The sequence below is a fragment of the Rubinisphaera italica genome, from assembly GCF_007859715.1.
Taxonomy (GTDB): Bacteria; Planctomycetota; Planctomycetia; order Planctomycetales; family Planctomycetaceae; genus Rubinisphaera; species Rubinisphaera italica.
Genome location: NZ_SJPG01000001.1, coordinates 6477219 through 6501584 on the forward strand (window position 1 = coordinate 6477219; position 24366 = coordinate 6501584).

The following is a 24366-nucleotide window of genomic DNA, read 5'->3' on the forward strand; positions in this document are numbered from 1 at the left end:
TAAATCTCTATCGGGTCAAGTGTCTCGTTCGTGTGCTCAGACCTTGGCTGTCTTTCGCTTCCGACGAGCACTGAATGAAGCCTCGAACAGAAAGTTGGGAAAGGCGTTTCGAGGGATCAGGATTTCCTTGCCCAGAATGGTCTTCTTCACTCCCGGCTTGTTCACGTAAACGCGACAAGCGCCACCGTCAGGAATCGTTACCAGAATTGACACAACGTCCTCCTCGTAACCAGCAGCCTTGATGCGTCGATTTCGCAGGTCATGGAAATCGTCCAGTGTCAGCCCGCAGATATGATGGTCCTTGACGCAGATCAGCGGGATGCACGTACGAGCATACTTGTCACCAATCGCTTCGAGTTCGGCGACGTTGTCTGACGAGAAGTTAAACAGGTATTCATCAAACGGACGTTTGGGCTTGGTCGCATACTTGGGGTAGATGGCGATGTCGTGATTGATGACGAAGGCCGTGTGAGACTTCTCGCCATCAATGACCAGCGGGTTGATCGCGGTGAAGCTCTCGTGTTCAGCGATCTGCATCAAAGCGGCACCATGATTGAACTGTTTGTCTTCGATTCTCATGTCAACTCTCCATACCGGTGAAAGCGAAAATGCCGCCGACAGCAGCGTGAACTCCAACGACTAATTCGTTCGTCGAACGATGAACTTTCCTTTGATCTGGTATTTGCCGCGTTCCTCGCAGACTTCGCCGATGTCGTCATCCGTGACGGCCTGATCTTCATCCAGATGCTTACCGATCTGATCGATGGGCACGTACGTCTTGCCGTCAGCAAAGGCTTTGTCGATGGCTTCCGAAATAGCATCAGCTCGGTGCTGTCCGGGCAACTGCCAGTTGCCATCACGCTGTTCAATCTCTTTGGACAATTCCAGAAACAGCTCGATGGTTTCAGGCCGAAAAGGAAGACCCGGACGACGACACTCAGCCACAATCTGTTCGGTGGTTCGTGGCCCCTTGGCCAGCACGCCATGGACGGCGTCATACAACTTGCTCATGAGTACCACTCCTCGGCGATGGCCAATACATGATCCACAATCTGACTGGCTTCGATGAACTTGGTCTGCGCATCGATCAGATCAGCTTCCCATCGTTCCTGTTGTTGTTCCGGGATCAGTGGCACCAACAGCGTTTCGATCTCTTCTTTCGTGATGTGGGCCACCGTGCTGAACGACGCCCCCAACCGACGCTGGAGTTGCAGAAACGGATGATCGAGCACAACGGCCAACGACCGAGGGTGACGGAGCCCGACGAACGGCAACCATGAAATCGGCACCATCAACGGTTCGTCCGTCTGATCCAGAATCATTTGCGGAACCAGCACCGGTGCCGCCGCGATGTTCCCCATGGTCGAGATCAACAGAGCTTCACGATCAACGGCAAAGAACCGCCGCGTGCCCGGTTTGTCAGTCGGTTCACCCGGTCGCAACCGAGGAAGGGCCAGATACCAGTGTGACCGAACATCATCAGAATCAATCGTGAAGGGCGGTGTGGGATCGCCGTATTCCGTCTTGGCCCGGTGTGACGACAGGTCCACTGCTTCGGCCAATCGTTGCAGGCTCTTCACCGCCGCTCGTGCCCGCCGTCGAGTCCAATAACGTCGAACATCCTGAAACGACCAAGCACCCAGCTCGTCAATGTCATCCATCCAGAATGTCGATTTCTCCAAAGTTTCGGTGGGAGCGTTCTCCAGCGCAATGCCGACTTCACCACGTATCTGGCCAACGATGCCAGCCCCGTCGCTCATCAACTGGCCTGCACGTTGAACCAGATCATCAACTTCTTCAAATTCGGCTTCGACTGGTTTTGGAATCGGGATGTCAAACAACTGCTCCAGTGTGAGGCTCGCTTGTCGGCTGCCCAGAAACAAATCCGACATCCAGTCCCGAGCCACCGACGTGCTGAGTGCCGCAGCAATCCCGGCCCCCCATGATTTCCGCATCGGCGTTGCCACAAACACACTGTCCCGTGGCACTAACGATGATGATGCTCCCGTAACACAACTGGCCTGACCCAAGCGGCCAACTCTGGCCACCAGCACATCACCATCAGAAGCCAGATGCCGCCGCACAGCCCGCTCCGACATCAACCTCCGCTCACCTTCACCGCTCAGAACAGGATTGATGTCACGAACTCCAATCGTCCGCACAGCGACATCGCCGTCTTCCATCGCTTTGGCGAATACACCCTGCCGAGCATCGCGCAGCAGATACCTCAACGGAACGAACTCTCGATCCGACCGACCAATCCCACCCCAGCGCACAGCCTGAGCCGGGTCCCAGTTCGCCTCTGAAGGACGCTGCGACCAATGCGTGGCCAATGATTGATTGGTGTCGAGTTCCACGATCAGACCTTCCAGTACCAAGTTGAACGGTAGACCGTGATCTGGCGATCTTCCCACCAATACGATGACCACATGTTTCTACTGTCCTTCCCATACTTTGCAGCATCATTCAGGCTGTTGTAGACATCGCCAGTGATCCATGACGGGTAGTAGCTGCTCTCGCTGCAGAGCTTTGCGGCATAATTTGCTGAGCGACCGACCCACACGAGGTCGTTCGACCCACGAATCCCGGTGCGAGCAACAAACAGGTTGCTGGTATCAATGCCAACAATTTGCTTCACGTCGAAGTTATCTCGTGGGTACTGATCTTTGATCGCAGGATTGATGATCTCGGAAACGGCATAGTTGATCTTCAACGTCGTCCGAGCAGCATCGGTATTCTTTGAGGTGCCAATGTAAACCGCCATGATTCGGTCGCCATCATAAGACACGATCTGCCCGCCCTCAGACCTGATGATCTTCGCTGCACAATGAAGGTAGGTCTTATAAATCTCAGCGGCGAACTCTGGTTTGTAATTGTCAACCATGTTCGTCGAACCATCGAGGTCCGCATACAGCACGGTGCCTTCCAGCTTTACTGCATGGTTTCCTAGCTGAATGTCTTCAGATTCAAGAACCTTTTGGCCATCGCGTGTCTTCCATGCCTCACGGAAGATTTTGCGGACTTCGGAATCGAGCTGTTCGCCCAGTGTCTTGGTCGCGGTACTCATCGTGTCTTTAATCTCCCGATAACGTTCTGAATCTCCGTAACCGCAGGACCGAGGGCGGCTGCCAAATCGCCTTCCGGGCCGACGCTGTAAGTGATTGGGTTGAGACCAAAGAGGTCGCTGGGAATCTTGATGTCCACGCCGCGCGGCTGAAGCAGAAGTGTCCGACGGCGACCAAGCTCGCCAGTGCAAATGCCGCCCTCATAGATGACGTTGTCACGTGGGGCAGACAGGACTTCATCCCGGCTTTCGACCAGATCGTCTGGCGACAAAACCAATAATCCAAAATCGCTGGCACTGATCGCCGCGATCAGGTCGTCAACGGGATACTCTGATGGCGTAAAGACGCTGGTTGTCCACTTTTTGGGCAAGATGTTGGCGTGAGCCAGCTGCCGTTCAACCTCATTGACGACGGGAATGGCTTCCGCCGATGAGCCAATAAAGAGCACTGGCCGAACATTGGCTGGCCGCACCAGCCGATTGCGCTGCCGAAGTCGGTCAGCCAGCTCAAGGGCCAACATCCGCCACAGTCGGGGGTAATCCTGAGCCAGCTTGGTGAACTCCGGCTCACTGACGGTCGCGACAACCACATCGGTCTTGGCGTTGACTGCTGCGCATCGAGGCTGCATCGGATCGATCAGGGCCATCTCGCCGACATGCTGACCCTGCTGACGCTCAGCCACTTCCGTACCGGAAACCAGAACCGAAGCCCGCCCCTGAACGATTAGATGGATGGTGTTGTCGTCACCACCATCGGCAATCAGGGTCTCGCCTGCCTTGAATTCCTGCAGATCGCAGACCGCCACCAGCCGCTCAGCGAGCCCGGCATCCCCCTCAACAACAGGCTGCCGACGAATCGACTCAACCAGCAACCGCCGACCATCATCCCCCTCGAATCTCTCTTTCACACCACGATCTCCGTGTCAGCAGAAAATGATCCACGCGCACGGAAATGATACAAACTGAGAATTGAGAGTCAACCCCGCCGAATTGTGTCAGCACAAAATGATTCATTTGATTCTGCGCCCTAATCGCGATAAAATTGAGCCAAGACGCATTGGGGGGCGTTTTGCAATAATTGACGCAATCGAGCGAAAGAGGTTTTAGGGAGGCTTCTGTCAATGAGGAATCTTGTCGTAGTTGTAAGTCTGATCTGCCTTGCAGGCTGCAATGCTCAGCCGGAGTTTCGTGTTGAGCCTCAGGTGCTTACGAGCAAGCCGAAGCACCTTTCGTTTCACCCCGACGATCCTTCGCTTTGCTTAGTGGTGTCGGATGCCGACGTGTCCGTTTGGAGCTTATCCGATCCGAAGAAGCCTCTTCGTGTCGGCACGCTTCCTGCAAGTTGGACGGCCAAATTCCTTCCGGGAGACGAGTCTCGGATCGTCGCGGCGGGTAAGGACGGCAGCATGAGGGTGTGGGATTCGAGCGGGCAACCCATATCCGAGCCATTCACCAATCCTGCTTTGCAACGTGACGTTGGAGACGATGGCAAGCAGGCTTGGTGGATCAACCAAGACAGTGTAACTGGCCTCGACATCTCTCCAGATGGCACTCGGCTTGTCGCAAGAACGTGGGGTGGTGGAGCTTTTCGATGGCGGCTCAAGCCCAAACCAGAGCTTGCTGGCGAGGTGGACTCCAGTCTCTTTTTTGCACCGGACGAGGACGCAACACTGATCCGGCGGATCACAGCCGGTGACAATTCGTTTCACTATGTCCGGGAGGATGGCACGAACTGGTGCGAACCACTTACGGGGCTTCGGAAGGAACTTCAATCTTCTTTCGTTGCGATGCTGGCCAGCGAGCCTCGCATCGTTGCTGTCGAAGAGTTTGGACGGGTGCTTATCTGGACTCAGGATGGCTCATTGGTTTCTGACAGCATCGCCCCGCATCAAGAGGATTACTTCAATCCACACAACCCCTTTGTAAAGCGACTTGCCTTTTCGAAAGCGAACGGATCGATTGTCACCGTCGGTGAAGACACGGGAACACAGCTGTGGACAAGCGGTGGCATCCGACTAGGGCAGCTCGAAACGGCGGGCGGATATTACGTCGATGATGTGGAATTCAATTCAGATGGAAGCATTATTGGGTTTGTCGAGTCAGGAGAATACCACAGTGAGAATTCCACGGTGCGATTCTGGCAGCCGACCGGAAAAATTGTGTCGTCGGTAGTGCCATGCAAGGGGCTGGAATTCGACCATGACGGTGAAGTCAACTCGCTGCTTTGGATTTCAGAAGATGTTGTTGTTACCGGTGGACGTGACGGAACGATTCGAGTCTTGGACCCAACAAAGAGGGCGACAACACAATCGTGGGAAGCACACGCGAGTGTTGTTGGCCTGAGTCATGACGACAAGACTCAGACCATTATTTCCGTTGGGGCAGAAGGCAGGGTAAGGTTTTGGTCCTACGACGGTTCAGAGAAACGGGACGAGGTACGGTTGCCGGATCACCCCGACTGCGTGGCGCTGTCATCAGACTGCAGAACCTTGGCGATGTCTTTCATCGATCAGAGTCAGGGCTACGACCGGCGTTTAGTCACGATTGATCTGAATAATGGTGAGCTTGGCTCCGAGTTCAACGTTTCGCTTGAAGGTCGTGGCCAATTAGCAGAGTCGTTACTTTTTACTAAAGACGGCGAGCATCTGTTCGCCGGGCTGGGAAGCGGCGTTGTTCGCAAGTTCCACGTTGCGGATGGAAGTCTTGAAGCTGAGCATGACTTACACCCTGAGACACAATTTGGGCGAGGTGCAGTTTGTGATCTCGAAATCGCACCGGCTGGGAATCTGTTAGCCTCTGCCGGTGCCGACGGAAGAGTGGTGGTGTTTGATTTAGATCACTCACTTGAGGTTGCCTCTTCTTTTCACACAGAAGTCCCGAAGTTCTACCCAAGGCAAATCAGGCAACTGGCGTGGTCCCCCGACGGCAGTGCGCTCGTCACTCTCGCCGTTGACGGGACGCTGGTCGTCTGGACGCCAGACCTGAGCGTTAAATCCAAACCAATTCAGATTGATGGTGCCGCGCCGAATTGCCTCCACTTCACGGGCAATAATGTGGTTTCCGCTGGCCTGCTTGGCCATATAAGAGTTGCTACGCTCGGAGGTGATGTGCGGACATTTGATGCGGGGCATGGCACTCACACAGGCAAAGGGGCGAACGGGCTTGTCGCGAACGGCATAGACCGGCTTTACACAGCAGGGCTAAATGGGAAGGTGTCCGCATGGAATCTTGACGGCGAGTTCCTCGCTGAATCTCACGACGGTCATGCGACAAACGGACACCTCTCCATCGAAGAAGACGACTTCATATTTGAAAAGATCACCAGAATCACGATTGAACGTGAGTCTGGCACCGTGTTTACATGCGGCATTGACGGCAGAATCCTGAGTCACGATGCCGACTTGAAGTCGAGTAGGCAGGTAGCACTGATGAAGGATGTCCCAGCTGAGATGTTGGTGTCCAGTGACGGACAACATGTCTTCATCGCGACTGAGGATGGTGGCCTTCTGAAGATGCGAACTAAGGACGGATCACAGAATTGGCACACAATGGTTGGCGAAAACATTTCGTCGCTGGAGATGGACTCTGATCTACAGAACGTTGTGGTTCAACTTGGAAGCGAAAGTAATTGTCTCGTTGACGCCGAAACAGGACAGGTGGTCAGTGCGGCAAGTACCGACTTGCCTCCGGCTACTCTTTCAGCAAGCAACAATGAAAAGTACGTGTTAGCACTTGCTGGCGATGGAAATCTGGCATTCAAGGGCCGCGCTGCCAAATCGTGGACGCACTGGCCGATTCGGTTCGAGAATGTGACTTCGTCAGCGATCTCCGATGACGGAAATCGTGTGGCGCTGCTTCGAATGGCAGCTAGTGATTGGCGAGGAAATAGCGTTGTGGAGCTCTTTTCCAAGACCGGAGTGTCATTGGGTCTAATCGAGCTTCCATCTTCGTGCGACGCGATTTCCTTTGTCGATGGACACTCTGTTATCGCCGCTGTGGGCCGTGAGTCGCTTCATTTCATCGAAGCGTCTGCGAGAGAGCTCTGTTCGCTTGTGCCAGCTTACAAGGAACGAGCAATTGTGGACGTGGGACACAAGAATGGGTTGGTGGCTGTGGGGGAAGGCAAGCGGCTGACTTTGTTTAGCTGCGATGGACACCGGCTTTGGACACGGGAGTTCAGAGATTCGATCAAGGGTGTTGATATTCTCGGTGAATCCGGTTCCCTTCTCGTTCACAACGATGAGGACATTTGGGTCGTTGATTGCGACACGGGGCAGGAGTCAGAAATTGCTCGCAGGAAAGAGTGGGGCAAACCCTCGTGCCACTACGTCTCAGAAGACGCTGGCGTAATCGTAATCGGCTGCATCGACGGAGCTGTGGAACTCTACGCATTGTCCGATGACGGTCCAAAACACCTGCATCGGTTGTCCGTTTTCGAAGTGGTAAAAGACACAGATGGTCTTGATCCCGCAGATTGGCCATACGAAGAAAGTCCTGCCATTTCCTTCATGGGCGATGATTCACTGCCTCCAACATACCTGCTCATGAGCGACATGTCATTCGATGACAACGACTCAGGTAGCGTAGTGGCTGTTGCAGTACATGACGACTGTGTCTATGCGATGTCAGCATCTGGGACCATATGCTGCGTGAGCCGCAACGATGGGAGAGTGCTTGGTAGTCCGTTTCAGCTTCCTGAGGCTTGGGATTTGGACAAGAACCCGAAATCCACATCCCTAACGCCACTCAATGATTGCTTATTGCTTGAGGACGATGACCGTCAGTTATTACTTGATAACGATATGAACCAACTCTGGTCATACACGCCTCGGTTTGTGTTCAATACGCTCGAAGATGACGTGCTTGAAAGCCATTTCTGGTGTATCGATGGAGGGCAAATTCAGTTGATGTACGCAGGAGATAAGGGAGGAGTGCGTACGATACGTTCACGCCAATTCGACATGCCGATGACATTGGTTGCATCGAGCGAGAGTGGTGCGGTCGTTTCGCCGCAATTCGATGCCCCAGCCTTTGACAGTGGCTCGACTACTCTGCACTTCGTTGACCGGGAACTAAATCAAGTAGGCAGCGCCATCGTCGGTAACAACGGACTCCTAATTACAATGCCCGACGGTCGCTTTGCAGGAACCGGTTACGTATTCGACACGGCGCGAGTATTCGAAGCAGGCAAGACAGTACCACTGCCCAGCGCGGATGGGTTTCGCCTTGCTGCTGCTGTTGATGTTGGCCACGAACTAACCAACAAGACAACAATAGCTGCGAGTCTTGCCAGCCAGCTTCTCGACCTCGCGCAACGCGTTGGTCACGCGTACTTGGATGCACCCGTGATCGTAAAGGCCGCAGTTTGGCCAACCCTTGTTTACTCCCTGACACTCATGGCCGTTCTTGGCCTCTGGATTGCAGCGCCAGCTCGTCTGGCAGAATTGGCAATGTCACGCGTCGGCGATGAAGGCCAATCGAATCTCCAGAAGTTTTCCAGATTTTTCACCCTAATCTACTTTCTCGGCCATTCAAGGAGAGCCGTAGACTCTTGGATGAAAAAGCACTTTGACACATTGGACGAGCGATGCTTGAAGGACTGTGCCGCATACAAGGAAAGACAGCGATACGTTGATCTCGGATACGAAGACCAAAGTCAAGAATGGTTCAAACGTCTCTCGAATGGCAACAGTGGTGGCGTCTGGTTGTACGGTCCCGGTGGTCGAGGAAAATCGACCATGGCGTTTGAAATTGCCCGGCGAGTCAATTCATCGCGAAAGACACCATTCCTGACGTTTCTCGTCGCCGAGGACTGGGCTGGTGACTTGGTCGAGTTAATGTGCGACCGACTTCATACTGACGACAAACGGCCGACAAGGTCCATGGTTGAAGGGTTGCTCCACCGAAAACGCATCATTGTCGTTCTGGATGGAGCCAGTGAGCGACGTGTTGTATCAGACAAACAAGTCTTGGCTGGAACTGCAGGTTCAGAATCTGAGGCACTCTGCCAAGTACGATCCCTCATGGAAAAAGGGATTCTTCGTTGTTTGATCGTCACCTCTCGCCACCTGCCGCCCAAGAAACGTGTCTTCGAAAGATTCTGCTTGGTCGAACTGGGACCGATCTCCGAGGCCAAGTTAGAAGGCTTTGTACGTGCGTATGTCAGTGAAGAGGAATTCGAGGACGTTTACGCAGCCGTCTCCGCTCTGGCTTTCAGCATTGACCTATCTCCGTTGATGGCTCGCATGGCGATTGAAGTTGCGCGGCACTCAGAAGCAGTTACCTCCAATTTTGCTCAACTCGCCATTGACTACGTGCTCGCGTTACGATCCCAGTCAGCTGATACGCTGTGCGAACAAGACTTTATACGAGTGGTGAAGGAAGTCGCGCACCTCTGCGTTGAAGACGAGGCAACAAGCGGCGAAGTGTGTTTCTACGAATTGCGAGGCTACCTGAAGGGAAAAGCTGAAGCGTCCCCATATACGACTGTCGGGCAAGGTGACGATAGCTTGCCAATTGCCGATGTAATCAACGAACTGGTCAAATCAGGGCTGATTGAAATGAACAGAACTCGTGACAGAGTAGGATTCTGCGCGGACCCAATTGCTGAATACATGGCAGCGTGGGCGATCTGTGATTCACCGTCGGAGCTGAAACGATTTCGCAGCAAGATACGTATGCTGCAGAAGAATCGAGGCGAAGACTTTGCGACCGGATTGTCTCGTGCGTTGGATGATGTTGACGCCACACGGCAGCATGAGACCAATCCAGTTGCGTGAATCCGGCGGTCACGTCACCTCAAACGTGGTCACTCATATTGCGTTGTTTTTTCATAAGAAGTCCGTTTGTGACAGGATCGTGCAAGGGCATTTGCTGGGTGCGACAACCACGACGACTGGAATCTTCACGAGGGTTTGTAGCCAAGGAACAGCAGCCGAAGCATCATTGGCCTAGAGTGGATGCGGACTCTGCTCTCGGATCGATGATGATCGGAAGATTGTCTTCGGTGCTGGATATTTCGACTCCGTCTTTGAACGACTGTTGCGTCACAGTAACCGGCTCCTCAAAAGTGGCCGTAGAACTGTCGTGCGACCGCAAGTGAAAGACGGCAAGCGGATATTGAGTAGATAGCTCAACCACAAATCCAGCCGGGGCACTCTTGTAAGTAAGCCCGCGCCAAATGCTGCCGTCTGGAGGATCAATCCTGATTCTCTCAATGCCGACATTGCCGTACACGTTGCTTGAGCCTACGAATCCTTCGTCTTCTTCCAGATTTCTCGCTACCGCTTCGGCGAAGAAGACTCTGCCGTCACAGGTGTGCTGCCGAACCAATTCCTCAACCTTGAATCGGTCCTTCGAGTCGCCTTCCACCCAAAGCACCGATTCGATTCGAAACATTCGGGATATGGGCACAATGTTGCAGTCGTCGTGTAGAGCTCCAAATGCCAGATGATCGGGCTCTTCAAATACACACGCATCACGACCACGTTGTTCTTTGTATAGCCGGGACTGCTTCCACATCGCGTCCTCGTTCTTGACATGCGCGTCCCACTTTATATCTGGTGAGAAGTGACATTCGATGAGAGACGGTGTTTCCTGCCGAGGAGCGACCGAGATTCCGATGAGATGCCCGTCGTCAAAGTCGTAGTGCCTTTGCGCAACGATGTAGTTTGTTACAAGTCGATGCGACCAGCCCGGTGCAATCTTTGAAAGCTCGTCGTCGATCAAGTCCTGAGCATATTCGTAAAGGTGTTGCTGTAGTTGGATGTGGGAGGTAAATGACGCCACAGCCTTGGTGAACCGGTCGGATAAATCGTCTTCCGTCATGCCCAAGTAGTCCATCGCATTGGCGAGGTATGGGCAGTGAATGTCTTTTTGGATCGTCAGTCTCATTGTACTTTTCCTGTTGAGAGGAGCGTTGTGTGTGAACATTACTGAGTGCGTTTCGTATCAAGCCTAAGGCTCTAAACGTTCATGCGGCTTTGGGTTTGATTGCTCGTCCGTTCTGTGAGCACTGCCATTCTCGGCTGCGACCCAGCGGTAGGCTTCCTCACGACTGTCCACGGTCTTTTCCCACGGCACGTCATTCGTGAAGCGGTATTGTTCCCAATTGCGAGTTCGCAATACGTTCCACTTTCCCGTGAGCTTGCCTTGTTCGACAATCGGCTGCGTAATGAACCGCGAAGTAACGATGCGCATGTTTTGTTCGAGGAAACAGTCGGGCTTTGGCGTGTGCTTAACAGTCGGTTTTGCTACGCGAGGTTGCAGGTGTACTGGGCTGTCACCAATTACGAATCCCGGATCGGTCGCATCCTCATCGATCTCGTGTTTGTCGTCGTTGTTCGTTGCCACTAGATTTCCTCCAGTTCTCGTTTGTTAATGTAAAACGCTTGCGGCCCGTTAGCCGCGTTGCATGTGCAGGATTTTAACCGTCGCACAATGTCAGTCTGTGCCGACATCACAGATCGTGTCGCAACACTGAATAACCACGATTGTCGTTCTGTACGATGCAGTGCCTCACCATTGATGCGAGTAGTTGGCGGAAGGTTGACGTAAAGCCGCGTCCAACTTTGCTTGCGAGTTCGTCACCTGTGAGTGGTCCATTCGTCGTCAGCACTTTGATAATGCGTTGCTCTGTGGGATTCAGCTTTACGTCTCGACCGCTTCGTCCACGCAGCGTTCGAACTCTCTGCAGGCAATCAGCACCCTCCTGAATTAGAAACACCTCTGTGCCACGAAGTTCAGTCGTGTGGAGACCGGCAGATTTGCACTCACTCCATTCTTCATCTGACACGTCGAACGACCTTTGGAAGATTTCTTTTGTGCAGACATCGCCAAGCCCCTTCTGACCGAACTCCTTGACGAACTCCAGTTGCTCGCCGTCAGCCAGAACATGGTCAGCATTGACCTGCCGTCCGTTGACGAGGAATTGCGGCGAGGGTGGTAGATTGAATACGTGCTGCAGTTGTGACGAGACGAATGCAATGGTCTTGCCTTCGGCAGAACAACTGTGTTGATTCACGCCGTAAATAAGGTGAACCGTCATTAGAACTTCTCCTTAAAAAGATTTGTGGTCGAAACTCACTCTTGGTCGTAGCGAGTTACATGGAACGAGGGCGCGACACCGAGTGCCGCAAAGACTTCCTGAAAGACATCCAAGACGCGCTCGACACAGGCATCGGTCGTCAGGATCGAGTCGTGTATCGTGAACACAGGCGAGACCTTCTCGTTCATCAGCCGCCGACAGACCCGGTTGATAACGACGGTCGATTCAAGGTTCTGCAGGAGGTGAGCAAGGCGGCAATGGTCCTTGCGCTTCAATTGTTTGACCGTGTCGTAGACAGTTGGGAACAGCTCAGCGAATCGAGTCTTCAATTCTGACCGAGAACGATTCCGACCGAACAAGACCTCAAAGATCATCTCCTTTGCCCAGCGACGAACTGGTATCTCAGCCTCTTCCATCAGCGACTCGTACAGTTGCCCGCACTCACAGAGTGTTAGAAATCTGGCCTCGTCGAGGCTGAGCGTGTCCCTATTAACCGGGCACATGTTGCGGCAATGTTCATCTGTCGTAAGTCGTGTCTCAAACGGACTATCGGCAACTGAAATGGGCTTTGCGCCCATCGTATTGGACAGTGGAGTTGGTGGTGGGAGTGGGGAGATGATAGTGGCAATTCTGTCTTCAAGAGTGCGGTACGGGTTTGATTGAGTCCCGAGCGTTGATAGCGACAGAAATGTCTCGCCTCGGAGCCTGCGAATCAGGATTAGTAAGGCAAGAAACAATGGCTGGCTGTTCCGAATGTCAATTGAAACCAAACGCTTGCCATCGACATGAAGGCATGGACGCAACGTGCTCTTCAAGTGCGTCAGATCAGTGTGGATTCGGCCGTATCGACAGACCGAAAACAATCTTTCGCCAGTGGCGATCTGGAATGCCGGAATCTTCAACAGCTCACGGTGTTCATCGTGCTCCAAGAACACCAAGGCGCGATCAAGATCAATCTGTAGAGACTTCAGCTGCGTACGCAGATAGCGGTGAACATCAAGCCGAACCTTTTTACATTCGGAGCGGTTCTCGTGCGTGATGTGTTCGATCAGCTTTGTGTTCGAAAGTGGCAGCCGCACCACAGGAGCCCGGAAGTATGAACCAGCGAAGCGATAACCGTACGACTTGTGACCGGGAACGAAGTACCTGTCGGATTCGATGACTTCCGCGTCAATCAATGCTCCTATTAGCGGCCTGACGATTCGATGCGGGATAAACGAACGCAGGTATGCCCTCTTGAGCGGCACAAAGCCCCGCTCATTGGCTTTTTTCGTAACCTGTCCCCAGTGGATGCGGTGGAGCACGTATCTGGCTGAATCGGCGTGTCTTCGGAGCCGTTTGGGCAGGACACTTTCTGGCTCAAAGTTCACGGGGTTGTAAACACAAACTGGTTTCGTTCGTTTCGTCTTTGCAATCACAAGTTGTTTCCTCGGCGTAGTGAACTACATGAAAGGCAGGGTCAGGTAGCAAAAGCGGCCAAGCGCACTCCCAGCGCGCACTGCAAGACAGCTCAGTAATCAAGGGGAATTCCGCATTTCACCAACTGCACGAGTTCCTTCACGACTTCGTGAGGTTCGAGGTGTTTTGAGAACGAAAGTTGGACTGGAGTGCCGTTCTCAGGGCGGATACAAGCGATGAAGAACTCGTATGATTCTTCGAGTGCGGGGAGTTCGACAATTTCTGCGATCTCTCCGGCAGCCGTCCCATATTCGTCGCCGAAGACGCCGTACAAGGCATCAGCGACCAGCTTTAGGCCGCAAAATCCCTCAACGCCGGAAACGGAGTCGAGCTGCTCGCCGTGCTCTCGATATATGGCGACGTGTTGAACAGACAAGTCATAGAGGTCATCAATTGATTCGACGCGCATCGTAATTCCTCCAACTGGGTGAAAAGGTCAGTTGGAAGGAATTATTTCAACGCCAGTCCAAAATCGTCCTCATGTTTGCTCTTTACGAAAGAATCATCCGGGTTCTGCCACTTACTGCATCAAAACCAACACCGGTGATATTCGCTGCCGCCAGCTTGCGCTCGATGTGCCCGCGTGTGTTCGAGATGAGTTTGTCCTTAATGTCGTCATCACCCCAGACGAATTCGCCAAGTTCGACGTTATCAACAAAACGGCCAGCGTCCATTGCCAACCGCTGCAATAGACGAAACTGAATCGCACCCCGGAATCGCACGCTCTTGCCAGCGTACGTCAACGTCTGCGTCCCTTCATCTACGAGCGGCTTTTGAGCGAGAATGGCGACTTCCTGAGCTTCCATGAGCAAGCCATCCATGCGCAGCTCCGACTTCACCCTCTCAACGACGCTGGCGACTTGCTTGTCTCGGAGCGCAACCACGCCTCGGTTGTACAACTCTCGTTCTGCGGGAAAAAGATTTGCCGCAGGAAACCGATAGCGTTCAGCGTTGTACATTTCCGCATATTCCAAGTGCGGTTCGTCTGACTGACGAGCGATTTCGCATGGTGTATATGGAACGGGAAATCGACCATTTGCCGCGTCTTTCGCAAACAACAGGCCCAGTGGAGACCAGCAATCAACGCCCGCTGCGACACAATTGTCGCGATAGATGTACTCGACTCGTTTCTTTCTGATTGGTCGGTCGGGTTGGGAAGAAAAGCAGTGAAAGAACTGGTCTTCGCCCTGCAGGTTGATTCCAACAAAAAAGCCGTGTTCAGTATCAATCATGAGATCGCCTCCGATATTTTGACTCAAAAGAACGAACCACTTCCAGAGCACGGAAGTGGTTCGTGAGTTCTGGTGGTCGGAGGGATTGTACGACAACTTTTTAGGCATTGTTAAATGCCATTAGCGGAATTCAGCACTGACCATTGCTGTGCTTTTCGTCGTTGAATCGCTCGATCTGACGATACACCGTCATCGTTGAGACTTTGGCGGCTTTGGCGATCTTCTTCACCGGGACGCCAGCGGTATGAAGCTCGCGGATCAGTTCGATCTTTTTCAGCCCAATGTAATTTTTGGGTTGCCGTAGGAATGCGGGTCGGTCGGTTTTCAAATGAGGAGCGACTTCCTCGCCAAATCTCTCTTGGGCGTCGTACAGTTTTTCCCATGGGATTTGGACGTAGCATTCGAGCAACTCGTCCTCAGAAATTGTCCGATGAGCAAGTACAAGACTCGCTTCTGCGGCACCGGCCAGCATTAGGATTCGGGTGGCTGCAGTCTTTCGAAGTTTGCCCAGTGAGTAATCGGGGAAGTCCGGGTGGTCCTTTTGCACTCGATTAACGAGGCGATTCCACTGGCGACTGACACCGTCACTGTAGTTTCCAGCTTTGGTGATGCGCCAAAGCGGCTTGCCGTTTTCTGTCAGAAAGACAATTTCCCGGTCGGTTCCCTCACCATGTTCGAAGTTGGCTCGACGATCCAGTTGCCACTCAAGTCCCTCAAGAGTTTCGGGCCAGAGTTTGTGCCGAGTCGGGTTGCCGGTTTTGAACCTGATTCCGACAATTTCTCCAGACTCTCTCCTGATGAATGGCACACGGAGCTGACCGATCTCGCCGGGGCCAAATGCCGCGTTCAACCCACACAGGAGAATGACTCTCTCAGACGGAAGGGCATACTTTGAAAGTAGACGAATATGCTCATACGAGACGGTTGAGACCTCCTTCTTTTGCTCGCGGACAAACTTCTCCTCGTTGGTGAGAGGCTCTGGTTTTTTTGACAGCCGAAACTTCCGAGGCTCCAGCCAGCTGAATTCAGATGACAGGTCGAGCCATTCAAAGAACTTCACCGCGACCTTGATGATGCCCCTTGCACTTGATGGCGTCAGTCGGGTTCTCGTCCCATCTTTTCGTCGCAGGGAATCGAAGGTTAGTGGTCGAGACCTTACGGCATCGATCATTGCCTGAGCGTGCTCGGTTGTGAGATGACCCAAATCAACTTTTGTCATCTCAACTTTCACTTGCTCCCCATCCTTGAACCGATGGACTACATCAAGAAAGCTCCGCCAAGACTTCAGCTGCGTGAGCTGTGTTTTCCACCATGTTGAGTAGGAGCCATCTGGCTGACGACCTTTTGTTTGCAGGTAGTCTCGATAGCCGTTCAGGGCTTCTTCAATGGTCTGACCAGTCAGCTCGACGTTGTTTCGAGTTGAAAGTACATCACGTCGGTCACGAATTCCGGCACTCACGGCCTTGAGCCCTGCCTCGAAAAGCGTTTCGTCGGCAGGCGCGAATGCCGGGCCAATGTCATTCAGTGCAGCAACGTAACCTTCCGGGTCGGACTTCGTCTTGAAAGTCGGTGGAAGAACGGGAGCTTTCCCTTTGGCAATCGCCTTTGCTGCAGCCAGATAGTCCGGCGTCCAGTGGAAGTTTCCTTGGGTGTAGTGCCAGTGTCGTTCTAGGTGGTCCCAAAGCTCCCTGATGAGAGCTTCCCGTGGTTCGGCCAGCGAGAGGTCCCAGCCGAGATAGAATTTCTCTTGGTGTCCGGCAAAGTTTCGACCGATGTAACGCACGATGCCGTTCTTCGACCGCTTCAGCTTTTTCTGGTAAGTGCTCATGTCTGTTTTCCTCAACTGTTTGGGGTGAAATCGGAATCGACGGTTGATTCCGCACGGCCAAACCTATGAGCAAAACAGACAATTTCGTCCCCAAATACAGACATTCTGGGGCTCCGAAGCCGCTGTCGAAGGAGCAAATGTGACAGCGAAAATGCCGCAAAGCGCAAGAAATAAGGCCACTTGCGAAAATCGCAAGTGACCTTACTTGATGGAGGCGGGGGGGATTGAACCCCCGTCCTGTGAGCCCTCGGTTTCGGCCTCTACGTGTGTAGAATATTGATTGGGTCTCGCTTTCTCGGGCTCAACATCCAAAGCCTTTGAAAGCCAGGTGTCTACGAGGTCTCATGTCGAGCGTAGTCACCATTGACTCGACACCAGTCTGATTTTGTTAAGCGGATTTTCGGACTCCTCAGACAGGGATTCCTAAATCCGGGCAGCTAAATTAAGCTACCATAGCAAACTGCTTTTCGGCAGATAATTTTGTGATCAGTTTTTTACGTGGCCAACTGATCAACCACGACACGCCACCTCAACTTACGGAGAACCAGTCGATTCCAATCGCCCCCGATTGGATTGTGTCATTAAGAGCTAAGCCCTCAACAACTCGCTTCTTCGCATTTCTTTCATGGTTTACAGTATGATTCCTTGCACCGGGTGGAAGAAATCACAATTCAACCGAATCCATGAAAAGCTTCATCAATACTTAATCGTACGGGACAAACGCGAATCGTCAAGTAATTTTCAGGATTCGCAGTTTTCTGGACACAATAACGAACTCCAGGTTCACTAAAATTGCCAAATGATTTTGTCTTACAGAATAAACCGTATTTGTTGTCTGATTCTATTCCTGAGCATATTGAACACTGTTGGGTGTTCTGGAAGTTCAGTCTCCGAACCTGCAGTCTCAGGATCTTCTAATCGTCAGTCCGATAATCAGAAGTCAGCAGAAAAGCTCGACTATCATATTCGTCCAGAATTCGCCGAACGGGAAAAACTTGGATATTGGCCCAATCTGGCAGGCCCCGATTTTAACAGTACCTCACAGGAAACGAAGCTCTCCTCAGACAGATTGTCAGATGAAAATCGCCTCTGGACAATCGAAATTGGCAGCGGCTACAGCACTCCAGTGGTCGGGCGGGATGATCTCTACGTGTTTTATCGTCTTGGCGATGATGAAATTATCGAGTGCCGCGAGCTTTTAAAAGGAGGACTGAAGTGGAAATTTGGCTCTCCAACAACTTATGAATGTCCTGTGGAATACAGTAATGGTCCGTATTCCACTCCCACTCTGGATGAGAATTCCCTGTATGCCATCGGTACGGAATCCAAACTTTACTGCATCAATCGAGCAGACGGCGAATTGAAATGGCTGCGTGATTTGCAGTTGGATTACGAGCCGGAAGCCTGGGATTTTCCTGTGGGATCCAGCCCTTTGGTAATTGATGGACAAATCTATTTGAACCTGGGAGGCACGAAAGGCAAAAGTGCAATCGTTGCCCTGGATGCGGAATCCAGTAAAACGATCTGGACTTCCATGGAAGATGGCCGCAGCTATGCCACACCACGTTATGCACTCATTCATGGAATTCCCCATTTAATTGTGCTGACAGATCATTACCTTGCTTCGCTGAATCCCGAAGACGGCGCGGTTCGCTGGCAGGTTGAATTTGGAGTGAAGAAAAGTCCCAATCGAGTGAATGCGGTCTCCCCATTGATTGTCGATGACAAAATTATTGCGACGGCTGGTCCCGGCGGCGGCGTGATTTGTCTGCAGGTTGAGCCAGATGGATCGTATAAACAGCTCTGGACTGATCGCCGGAATCTGGACAGTCAGTTCAATAATATTACCTGTGTCTCAGATTCGATTTATGGTTTTACATCGAAATGGAATCGCCAGGCATTACTACGTTGCCTTTCTCTGGAGACAGGGGAAATACAATGGGAATGGTCTTCCAAACTGATGCGGGGCTCGATGATTGCTGCGGATGGAAAGTTGTATCTGCTGGGCGAATCGGGTGAATTTGCTGTCGTCAAATTGCGATCCGATCGCCTGGAAGTTCTCCTGGAGCTAGATGAACCTCTGTTGAAGAGCCCCAGTTACTCTGCTCCAGTCATTGCGAATGGAATTTTGATATTGCGTGATGAACACAAATTACAGGCTTGGAATATCAGAGAGTCCACCAAAGAGTGAAGAACCTGAACCATCTGGAAATTCGACCTGATTTTCTGCTATGATAATTCACAATAATCATGATTCGGAAATAGATTTTCCAACATCTTTGGATGTCGGAATAAACTCTGTATAAATTTCCGGATCTTTCTCAACAGCAATTCCATTTCCACACTTATCAGCCAATTATGATCGTGACTTCTGAACCCCAAGAGCCAACAACCTCGGCTCATTTGCCCTTTGTCAATATTGCTTCTTATCTGTTTGCGCCTCTGGATAAATTACCCGAGCGGCGTGAAGCCTTGCGTCCTCTGTGTAAGTCACTGGGATTGAAGGGAACGATTCTCCTCAGTCCGGAAGGGATCAATATCTTCATGGCGGGCAGTCGCGAAGCGATTGATCAATTGCTCGATCATCTGCGCAGCGACCCTCTGTTCGAGAAGCTGGAAGTGAAAGAGAGTTTCAGCCAGACCCAGCCATTCAGTCGATTGCTGGTCAAGTTGAAGAAAGAGATTATTGCGTTTGGGATCGATGGAATTGCACCGCGAGATTACACATCGAAAAAAATACCAGCCGGAGAATTGAAACGCTGGCTGGATGAAGGTCGTCCTGTCACGCTGCTGGATACGCGTAACGATTACGAAGTCGATCTGGGCACATTTGAAAACGCTTTGCCAATCGGTGTCGGACATTTCAGGGACTTCCCGGAAGCGGTCCGCAAATTGCCGGGAGAGCTTAAAGAACAACCCATTGTCATGTTCTGTACCGGTGGAATCCGCTGCGAAAAAGCAGGCCCTTTCATGGAGCAGGAAGGGTTTCGGGAAGTGTATCAGCTCGAAGGGGGCATCCTGAAATACTTTGAAGAATGCGGCGGCGAACATTACGATGGGGATTGCTTTGTGTTTGATCATCGCGTTGCCCTGAATCCGAATCTGGAAGAGACCGCAACAACCCAGTGTTACGCCTGTCAACATCCGTTGACTGTGGCTGATCAGGAATCGGATTATTACGAAATTGGAAAAACGTGTCCGTATTGCTGGACCGATCCGACTTTGAATCAGCCGACGATTGCCGATCGTGAGCAGCGAATTCACTCAGTCACTCAGCCACTCCCCGGCTCCATTTCCTACACCAACGAACGCCCTTTAAACGTACCGTTGCGGTACGAAAACTGGACATTGATCGATTTCCTGTGCGACTATCATCCCCATGTCACGCGTGCCAACTGGGAGAGAGTCTGTCAGGAAGGCTGCATTCGAGATCGCGGTCAAAGCCTTGATGAACAGTCTATTCTCCGTCCCGGTCAGCGACTCCTGCGACTGGAACCCGATACGATTGAGCCCGATGTGAATGCCAATATTCGCATTCTGGACTGGGATGAACCTCTGGTCGTCTTTGAAAAGCCGGCTCCTTTGCCGATGCATCCTTGTGGGCGGTTTAACCGCAACAGCATGACATCAATTCTTGATCTCGCTTTCCCAGAAATACAATTACGTCCTGCCCATCGGCTCGATGCGAACACGACCGGCCTGGTCCTGTTTACGTCTCATCGAGATATTTCAAAGCGTGTTCAACGTCAATTTGAAAAAGGGCAGGCTCGCAAGACTTACTTGTGTCGATTGACTGGTCAACCTGAGTGGAATGAGTTTGTCTGCAGTGAAGCGATTTCGCGCGTACCTAACGAGGGTGGGTTTCGTGGGATAGATAACGAAGCCGGTGATACCGCCGAAACAAAGTTTCGTGTTCTCGAACGATATGAAAATGGGGAATCGTTAATTGAAGCTCGTCCCATCACTGGTCGGACGAATCAGATCCGTGTCCATTTATGGTATCTGGGAGTTCCGATCTGTGGAGATCCGGTCTATCTTCCGAATGGGCAATGGGGTGATCGCCAAACGCTGACGGTGAACGATCCTCCGATGTGTCTCCATGCCTGGAAGTTGACATTCAACGATCCAGAAACAAATCAGGAACGGAGTTATGAATCCAATCGACCAGCCTGGGCGGAATAAAAGATCACATTTGTGTCATCTGTTGAGAGAACAGAACTTGGATCAATGATGACTTATTTCGAAATTAAAATTCATGACTCAACTCCACAGACAATGCCTCACCCATCGACAATTTGTTTCTGAGTGTAATAATTCGTAAGTTAAATTTGAGACACGAGCCTTTTGATGGAGCGGATGATGAGTCGATTGAGAAGAGTTGTGGTCTGGCTAGGTTTGATCAGTATTAGCCTCTGGAATGCGACCGCTCAGGCTGAGGACTGGCCTCAATGGCAGGGGCCGCAACGAGATAGTGTCTGGCGTGAAACGGGAGTGATTAAAAAATTTCCCGAAGCTGGACCTGAAATTCTGTGGCGAACAAACATCGGACTCGGCTTTTCCGGCCCAGCTGTTGTCGGCGATAAAGTTTTCGTCTTCGATTATCTTCACGATGGCGGAGATTTGACTCCCAGTGCTTCTGTCCGAAATCGATTGATCGGTCAGGAACGTATTGCCTGTCTGGATGCCAAAACCGGTGAGCAACTCTGGGAATACAAATACGATTGCCCCTATTTTATTTCCTATCCTTCCGGCCCCCGCTGTACTCCAACCGTCCATGAGGGGTTTGTTTATACGGTTGGGGCAGAAGGAAATTTGACCTGCCTGAATGCCAAGAACGGGAAAAAGATCTGGGCCAAGTCACTCAAGGAACAGTACCCGCTCGAAGAGACTCCGATCTGGGGATACTCGAGCCATCCTCTCGTCGATGGCGATCTGCTGTACTGTCTGGCGGGTGGTGAAGGAAGTGTTGTTGTGGCTTTCAATCGGAAGACGGGAGAAGAAGTCTGGAAGAATCTTTCCTCGCCTCAACCCGGGTACTCTCCACCCACAATGATCGAACATGGCGGAACAAAGCAGTTAATTGTCTGGGATCCGGAATCGCTGAACAGCCTGAATCCGATTGACGGGACTTTGCACTGGTCACAACCACTCAAGCCGGATTACACAATGTCGGTTATGTCGCCTCGCCTATCTGGTGACTACCTGTACGCTGCAGGCATTGGTGATGTCGGAGCCGTATTCAAATTGGGGACCGATGCCAACGGTCAGCCGATGTCTGAAGAAGTTTGGCGGGGAACGGGTCGTACGGGAATTTATCCGGGGAACAGCACTCCGTTCATTGAAGACGGTGTGATTTTCGGATGCAATATCCGGCCGGGAAGTTATATGGCTGCGGACCTTCTGACTGGAGAGCGTCTCTGGGAAACAACAGAGCTGATTTCCGGCGAACGTCCCGCCGCGCACGCGACCGCTTTTACCGTAAAAAATGGGAACCAGTTTATTCTCTTCACTGAAAAAGGGGATCTGGTCATTACAAAACTGGGGCGGAACGGATTCCGGGAAATCTCCCGGGCTCATGTCATCGAGCCGACCGGCGATGCTTTTGGGCGTCCTGTTGTCTGGACGCATCCGGCTTACGCCAACAAATGCTGTTATGTTCGCAACGATAATGAAATTATCTGTGTCAATCTGGCTGAGTAATTGGGAGAAGTAGGTTTCGTATGAAACAGACCGGGAATTTACTTAAAGGGTTGAGTGGCCAGTGGCGAGTGGCTAGTGGGCAGATGGGGATGGTCTGCTTTTTTTTCTTGATGATCGCTACTGGACCGTCGATTGAAGCAGAAGAGATTGTTGCCGAATCGACATTTCTTTCTGTTTTACACTCAGCTGAAATTCCTGCTCGTGATTTGGGGATCCTCGAAAAACTCGAAGTTAAAGAGGGTGAGAAGGTCAAAGCCGGAGCAAAGCTGGCGAGTTTGAATCAGACCGAAGCTCAACTGGAGTTGAAACTGGCAACCGGTCAGTTGAATGTGGCTCGGGAGGAAGCCGAAAATGAGATCAGTCAGTCCCTGGCCAGGAAGACGATTGAAGTGGCTCAGGCAGAATTGAAACGGGCTCAGGAAGCGAATCTCAAGTATCCGGAAACGGTTTCTCTGACGGAAGTCGATCGACTCCGACTCATCTCAGAAAAAGCAGTGCTCGATTACGATCAAGCCGTTCATGAACAGCGAATGCGAAAGTTGACCGCTGATTTAAAGGAAATCGAGCAGGAAATTGCCCAGGCGAATCTCGAACGAAGAACGATCAAATCCCCGCTGGATGGAAGTATCGAAAAGATCTATGTTCGCCCCGGCGAATGGGTTCAACCGGGGACAACGCTGTTGCGGGTGGTCGATGTTTCCACATTGCGAGCAGAGGCAATCTTGCCGGCTGAGTATCGATATCTCGATTTGTTACAGACAAAAGTGAGTGTCGAAGTCAAAACAGGAAAAGCCCAAGAGAAGCCATCGATCGTTGAAGGAGATATTACGTTTATCCACCCACAGTTTGATCCCATCGATGGATCATTTCGGATCTGGGCAGAACTGGATAATAAAGAAGAGCTCCTCAGCCCCGGAGAATCTGTCACAATGACCATTCATCTGGGTGAAAAGAAGCCCGCTGCTCAGCCATGACCGACCGATCTTCCGAAAACATTATCGGTCTGGATTTGGGGGGAGCGAATCTCAAATTTGCGGATCGTCATGGCCGTGCCCGATCGATTTCCTTTCCGCTTTGGAAGTCCTGGCGCGAACTGGAAGCGGTTCTCCGGGACGCTTTCCAGCAGTTTAAACCGGCTTGTCTGATCGCCTTTACGATGACAGGGGAACTGGCAGATTGCTTTGCTAATGCAGCCGAAGGTGTGGAGTATTTAATCAACACAACGGTGGCTGCCGCGGATGGAATACCGGTAGTCGTCTGGCAAACCTCTGGTGAATTCGTTTCGCCAGAGGTCGGCTGTGAATTTCCCATGCTGACAGCCGCAGCGAACTGGATGGCACTGGCGACCTGGGTGGCTCGGGCTCTTGGAGCTGGCGAAACGGGACTGTTGATTGATATTGGATCGACAACGACCGACCTCATACCGTTGGCTGACGCTTATGCCTGCCCAAGCGGTTTGACCGACTACGAACGACTTCGCTCCGGAGAACTTGTTTATACCGGCGGGCAGCGAACACCTCTGTGTGCGGTTTCCGATTCTGTTCGGCTTGATAATGTGGAATTTCCACTGGCAGCCGAACTATTCGCAACGATGTTCGATGTCTATTTGATCCTGGAAGAAATCCCAGAAGATTCCACGGATTTGAATACGGCAGATGGAAGGCCAGCAGATATCAAACATGCCCGGCAACGACTGGCACGTATGGTTTGCGCAGGCGAACATCAACTGAGTCAATCGCAACTCACGGAAATGGCCCTGCAGTTCAAGGGGAGTCAACAGGAGTTGATAACTCGGCAGCTTCGGTTGGTATTGAAATCACTTACTTCTCCGCCTCGACAAATTATTCTTTCTGGAAGCAGTGAATTTATTGGGCAAGCCGTGGTGAAATCCTGTCCTGAATTGAGTGATGTGAATCTGCTTTCGCTCCCGCAACTGCTCGGCCCCGAACTTGCCTCCGCCGCCTGTGCCCATGCTCTTATTCAGTTGGCTAATGAACGAGTTTAGATCATTATTAAATGAAAACTTCACTCACATGAG

Annotated in this window: 18 protein-coding genes and 1 other RNA gene; 6 read left to right on the forward strand and 13 right to left on the reverse strand. The window is 51.9% G+C overall.

The window, feature by feature from the left end; all coding sequences use genetic code 11:
* Positions 1-36 precede the first annotated feature (36 nt).
* From Pan54_RS24810 to Pan54_RS24830, 5 genes are read right to left on the reverse strand one after another with little or no spacing between them, the layout of a single operon-like run.
* Entirely contained in the window at positions 37-579 is a 543-nt protein-coding gene (locus Pan54_RS24810; protein ID WP_146506121.1) for a hypothetical protein, read from the reverse strand.
* A gap of 60 nt (positions 580-639) precedes the next feature.
* Entirely contained in the window at positions 640-1011 is a 372-nt protein-coding gene (locus tag Pan54_RS24815; protein ID WP_146506122.1) for a hypothetical protein, read from the reverse strand.
* Positions 1008-2357, reverse strand: coding sequence for a hypothetical protein (locus Pan54_RS24820; protein WP_146506123.1), 1350 nt, complete (start codon positions 2355-2357; stop codon positions 1008-1010). Before Pan54_RS24820 ends, Pan54_RS24815 begins: the two co-directional genes overlap by 4 nt.
* A gap of 2 nt (positions 2358-2359) precedes the next feature.
* Positions 2360-3067 carry an adenylate/guanylate cyclase domain-containing protein gene (locus tag Pan54_RS24825; RefSeq protein WP_146506124.1) on the reverse strand — a complete coding sequence of 236 codons (708 nt, stop codon included), beginning with the start codon at positions 3065-3067 and terminating at the stop codon, positions 2360-2362.
* Complete coding sequence (locus Pan54_RS24830) at positions 3064-3972, reverse strand: TIR domain-containing protein (RefSeq protein WP_146506125.1); 909 nt, start codon at positions 3970-3972, stop codon at positions 3064-3066. Before Pan54_RS24830 ends, Pan54_RS24825 begins: the two co-directional genes overlap by 4 nt.
* Positions 3973-4185: 213 nt before the next feature.
* Here Pan54_RS24830 and Pan54_RS24835 point away from each other — a divergent pair, with 213 nt between their 5' ends.
* Entirely contained in the window at positions 4186-9843 is a 5658-nt protein-coding gene (locus tag Pan54_RS24835) for a PQQ-binding-like beta-propeller repeat protein (protein WP_146506126.1), read from the forward strand.
* Between the two features lie 163 nt (positions 9844-10006).
* Here the strand turns inward: Pan54_RS24835 and Pan54_RS24840 are convergent, their stop codons facing one another.
* The 8 genes from Pan54_RS24840 to ssrA all read right to left on the reverse strand — a co-directional run bounded on the left by Pan54_RS24840 (position 10007) and on the right by ssrA (position 17194).
* Positions 10007-10957 carry a hypothetical protein gene (locus tag Pan54_RS24840; protein WP_146506127.1) on the reverse strand — a complete coding sequence of 317 codons (951 nt, stop codon included), beginning with the start codon at positions 10955-10957 and terminating at the stop codon, positions 10007-10009.
* Between the two features lie 63 nt (positions 10958-11020).
* Positions 11021-11416, reverse strand: a complete 396-nt coding sequence (locus Pan54_RS24845; RefSeq protein ID WP_146506128.1) for a hypothetical protein — start codon at positions 11414-11416, stop codon at positions 11021-11023.
* 106 nt (positions 11417-11522) lie between these two features.
* Complete coding sequence (locus tag Pan54_RS24850; RefSeq protein WP_146506129.1) at positions 11523-12110, reverse strand: hypothetical protein; 588 nt, start codon at positions 12108-12110, stop codon at positions 11523-11525.
* 35 nt (positions 12111-12145) lie between these two features.
* A complete protein-coding gene (locus Pan54_RS24855; RefSeq protein WP_146506130.1) occupies positions 12146-13528 on the reverse strand; it encodes a hypothetical protein in 1383 nt (460 codons plus the stop codon).
* A 92-nt stretch (positions 13529-13620) separates the two neighbouring features.
* Positions 13621-13977 carry a hypothetical protein gene (locus tag Pan54_RS24860; RefSeq protein ID WP_146506131.1) on the reverse strand — a complete coding sequence of 119 codons (357 nt, stop codon included), beginning with the start codon at positions 13975-13977 and terminating at the stop codon, positions 13621-13623.
* An 82-nt stretch (positions 13978-14059) separates the two neighbouring features.
* Positions 14060-14800 (reverse strand): response regulator transcription factor, encoded by a 741-nt coding sequence (locus tag Pan54_RS24865; RefSeq protein ID WP_146506132.1) that lies wholly within the window; start codon positions 14798-14800, stop codon positions 14060-14062.
* A gap of 130 nt (positions 14801-14930) precedes the next feature.
* Complete coding sequence (locus Pan54_RS24870) at positions 14931-16628, reverse strand: helix-turn-helix domain-containing protein (RefSeq protein WP_146506133.1); 1698 nt, start codon at positions 16626-16628, stop codon at positions 14931-14933.
* Between the two features lie 206 nt (positions 16629-16834).
* Positions 16835-17194, reverse strand: a transfer-messenger RNA (tmRNA) gene (ssrA, locus tag Pan54_RS24875).
* A gap of 290 nt (positions 17195-17484) precedes the next feature.
* Between ssrA and Pan54_RS24880 the strand changes: the two genes are divergently transcribed.
* From Pan54_RS24880 to Pan54_RS24900, 5 genes are all read left to right on the forward strand, one after another.
* Positions 17485-18819 (forward strand): outer membrane protein assembly factor BamB family protein, encoded by a 1335-nt coding sequence (locus tag Pan54_RS24880; protein WP_165441972.1) that lies wholly within the window; start codon positions 17485-17487, stop codon positions 18817-18819.
* Positions 18820-18986: 167 nt separating this feature from the next.
* Positions 18987-20810 (forward strand): sulfurtransferase, encoded by a 1824-nt coding sequence (locus Pan54_RS24885; protein WP_207310219.1) that lies wholly within the window; start codon positions 18987-18989, stop codon positions 20808-20810.
* A 177-nt stretch (positions 20811-20987) separates the two neighbouring features.
* Positions 20988-22328: an outer membrane protein assembly factor BamB family protein gene (locus Pan54_RS24890; RefSeq protein ID WP_242631422.1), complete on the forward strand. Its 1341-nt coding sequence runs from the start codon at positions 20988-20990 to the stop codon at positions 22326-22328.
* Positions 22329-22348: 20 nt separating this feature from the next.
* The gene (locus Pan54_RS24895; protein ID WP_146506136.1) at positions 22349-23302 is read left to right on the forward strand and encodes an efflux RND transporter periplasmic adaptor subunit; all 954 of its coding nucleotides are present in this window, start codon (positions 22349-22351) and stop codon (positions 23300-23302) included.
* On the forward strand, positions 23299-24333 hold the full coding sequence (locus Pan54_RS24900; RefSeq protein WP_146506137.1) for a hydantoinase/oxoprolinase family protein: 1035 nt from the start codon (positions 23299-23301) through the stop codon (positions 24331-24333). Before Pan54_RS24895 ends, Pan54_RS24900 begins: the two co-directional genes overlap by 4 nt.
* Positions 24334-24366: the final 33 nt, after the last annotated feature.

Bases quoted from the DNA above. Each gene is read 5' to 3' on its own strand.
- Pan54_RS24900 (WP_146506137.1), top strand. From the start codon at position 23,299: ATGACCGACCGATCTTCCGAAAACATTATCGGTCTGGATTTGGGGGGA.
- Pan54_RS24895 (WP_146506136.1), top strand. From the start codon at position 22,349: ATGAAACAGACCGGGAATTTACTTAAAGGGTTGAGTGGCCAGTGGCGA.
- Pan54_RS24885 (WP_207310219.1), top strand. From the start codon at position 18,987: ATGATCGTGACTTCTGAACCCCAAGAGCCAACAACCTCGGCTCATTTG.
- Pan54_RS24825 (WP_146506124.1), bottom strand. From the start codon at position 3,067: ATGAGTACCGCGACCAAGACACTGGGCGAACAGCTCGATTCCGAAGTC.
- Pan54_RS24865 (WP_146506132.1), bottom strand. From the start codon at position 14,800: ATGATTGATACTGAACACGGCTTTTTTGTTGGAATCAACCTGCAGGGC.
- Pan54_RS24870 (WP_146506133.1), bottom strand. From the start codon at position 16,628: ATGAGCACTTACCAGAAAAAGCTGAAGCGGTCGAAGAACGGCATCGTG.
- Pan54_RS24815 (WP_146506122.1), bottom strand. From the start codon at position 1,011: ATGAGCAAGTTGTATGACGCCGTCCATGGCGTGCTGGCCAAGGGGCCA.
- Pan54_RS24840 (WP_146506127.1), bottom strand. From the start codon at position 10,957: ATGAGACTGACGATCCAAAAAGACATTCACTGCCCATACCTCGCCAAT.
- Pan54_RS24860 (WP_146506131.1), bottom strand. From the start codon at position 13,977: ATGCGCGTCGAATCAATTGATGACCTCTATGACTTGTCTGTTCAACAC.
- Pan54_RS24890 (WP_242631422.1), top strand. From the start codon at position 20,988: ATGAGTCGATTGAGAAGAGTTGTGGTCTGGCTAGGTTTGATCAGTATT.
- Pan54_RS24810 (WP_146506121.1), bottom strand. From the start codon at position 579: ATGAGAATCGAAGACAAACAGTTCAATCATGGTGCCGCTTTGATGCAG.
- Pan54_RS24850 (WP_146506129.1), bottom strand. From the start codon at position 12,110: ATGACGGTTCACCTTATTTACGGCGTGAATCAACACAGTTGTTCTGCC.
- Pan54_RS24835 (WP_146506126.1), top strand. From the start codon at position 4,186: ATGAGGAATCTTGTCGTAGTTGTAAGTCTGATCTGCCTTGCAGGCTGC.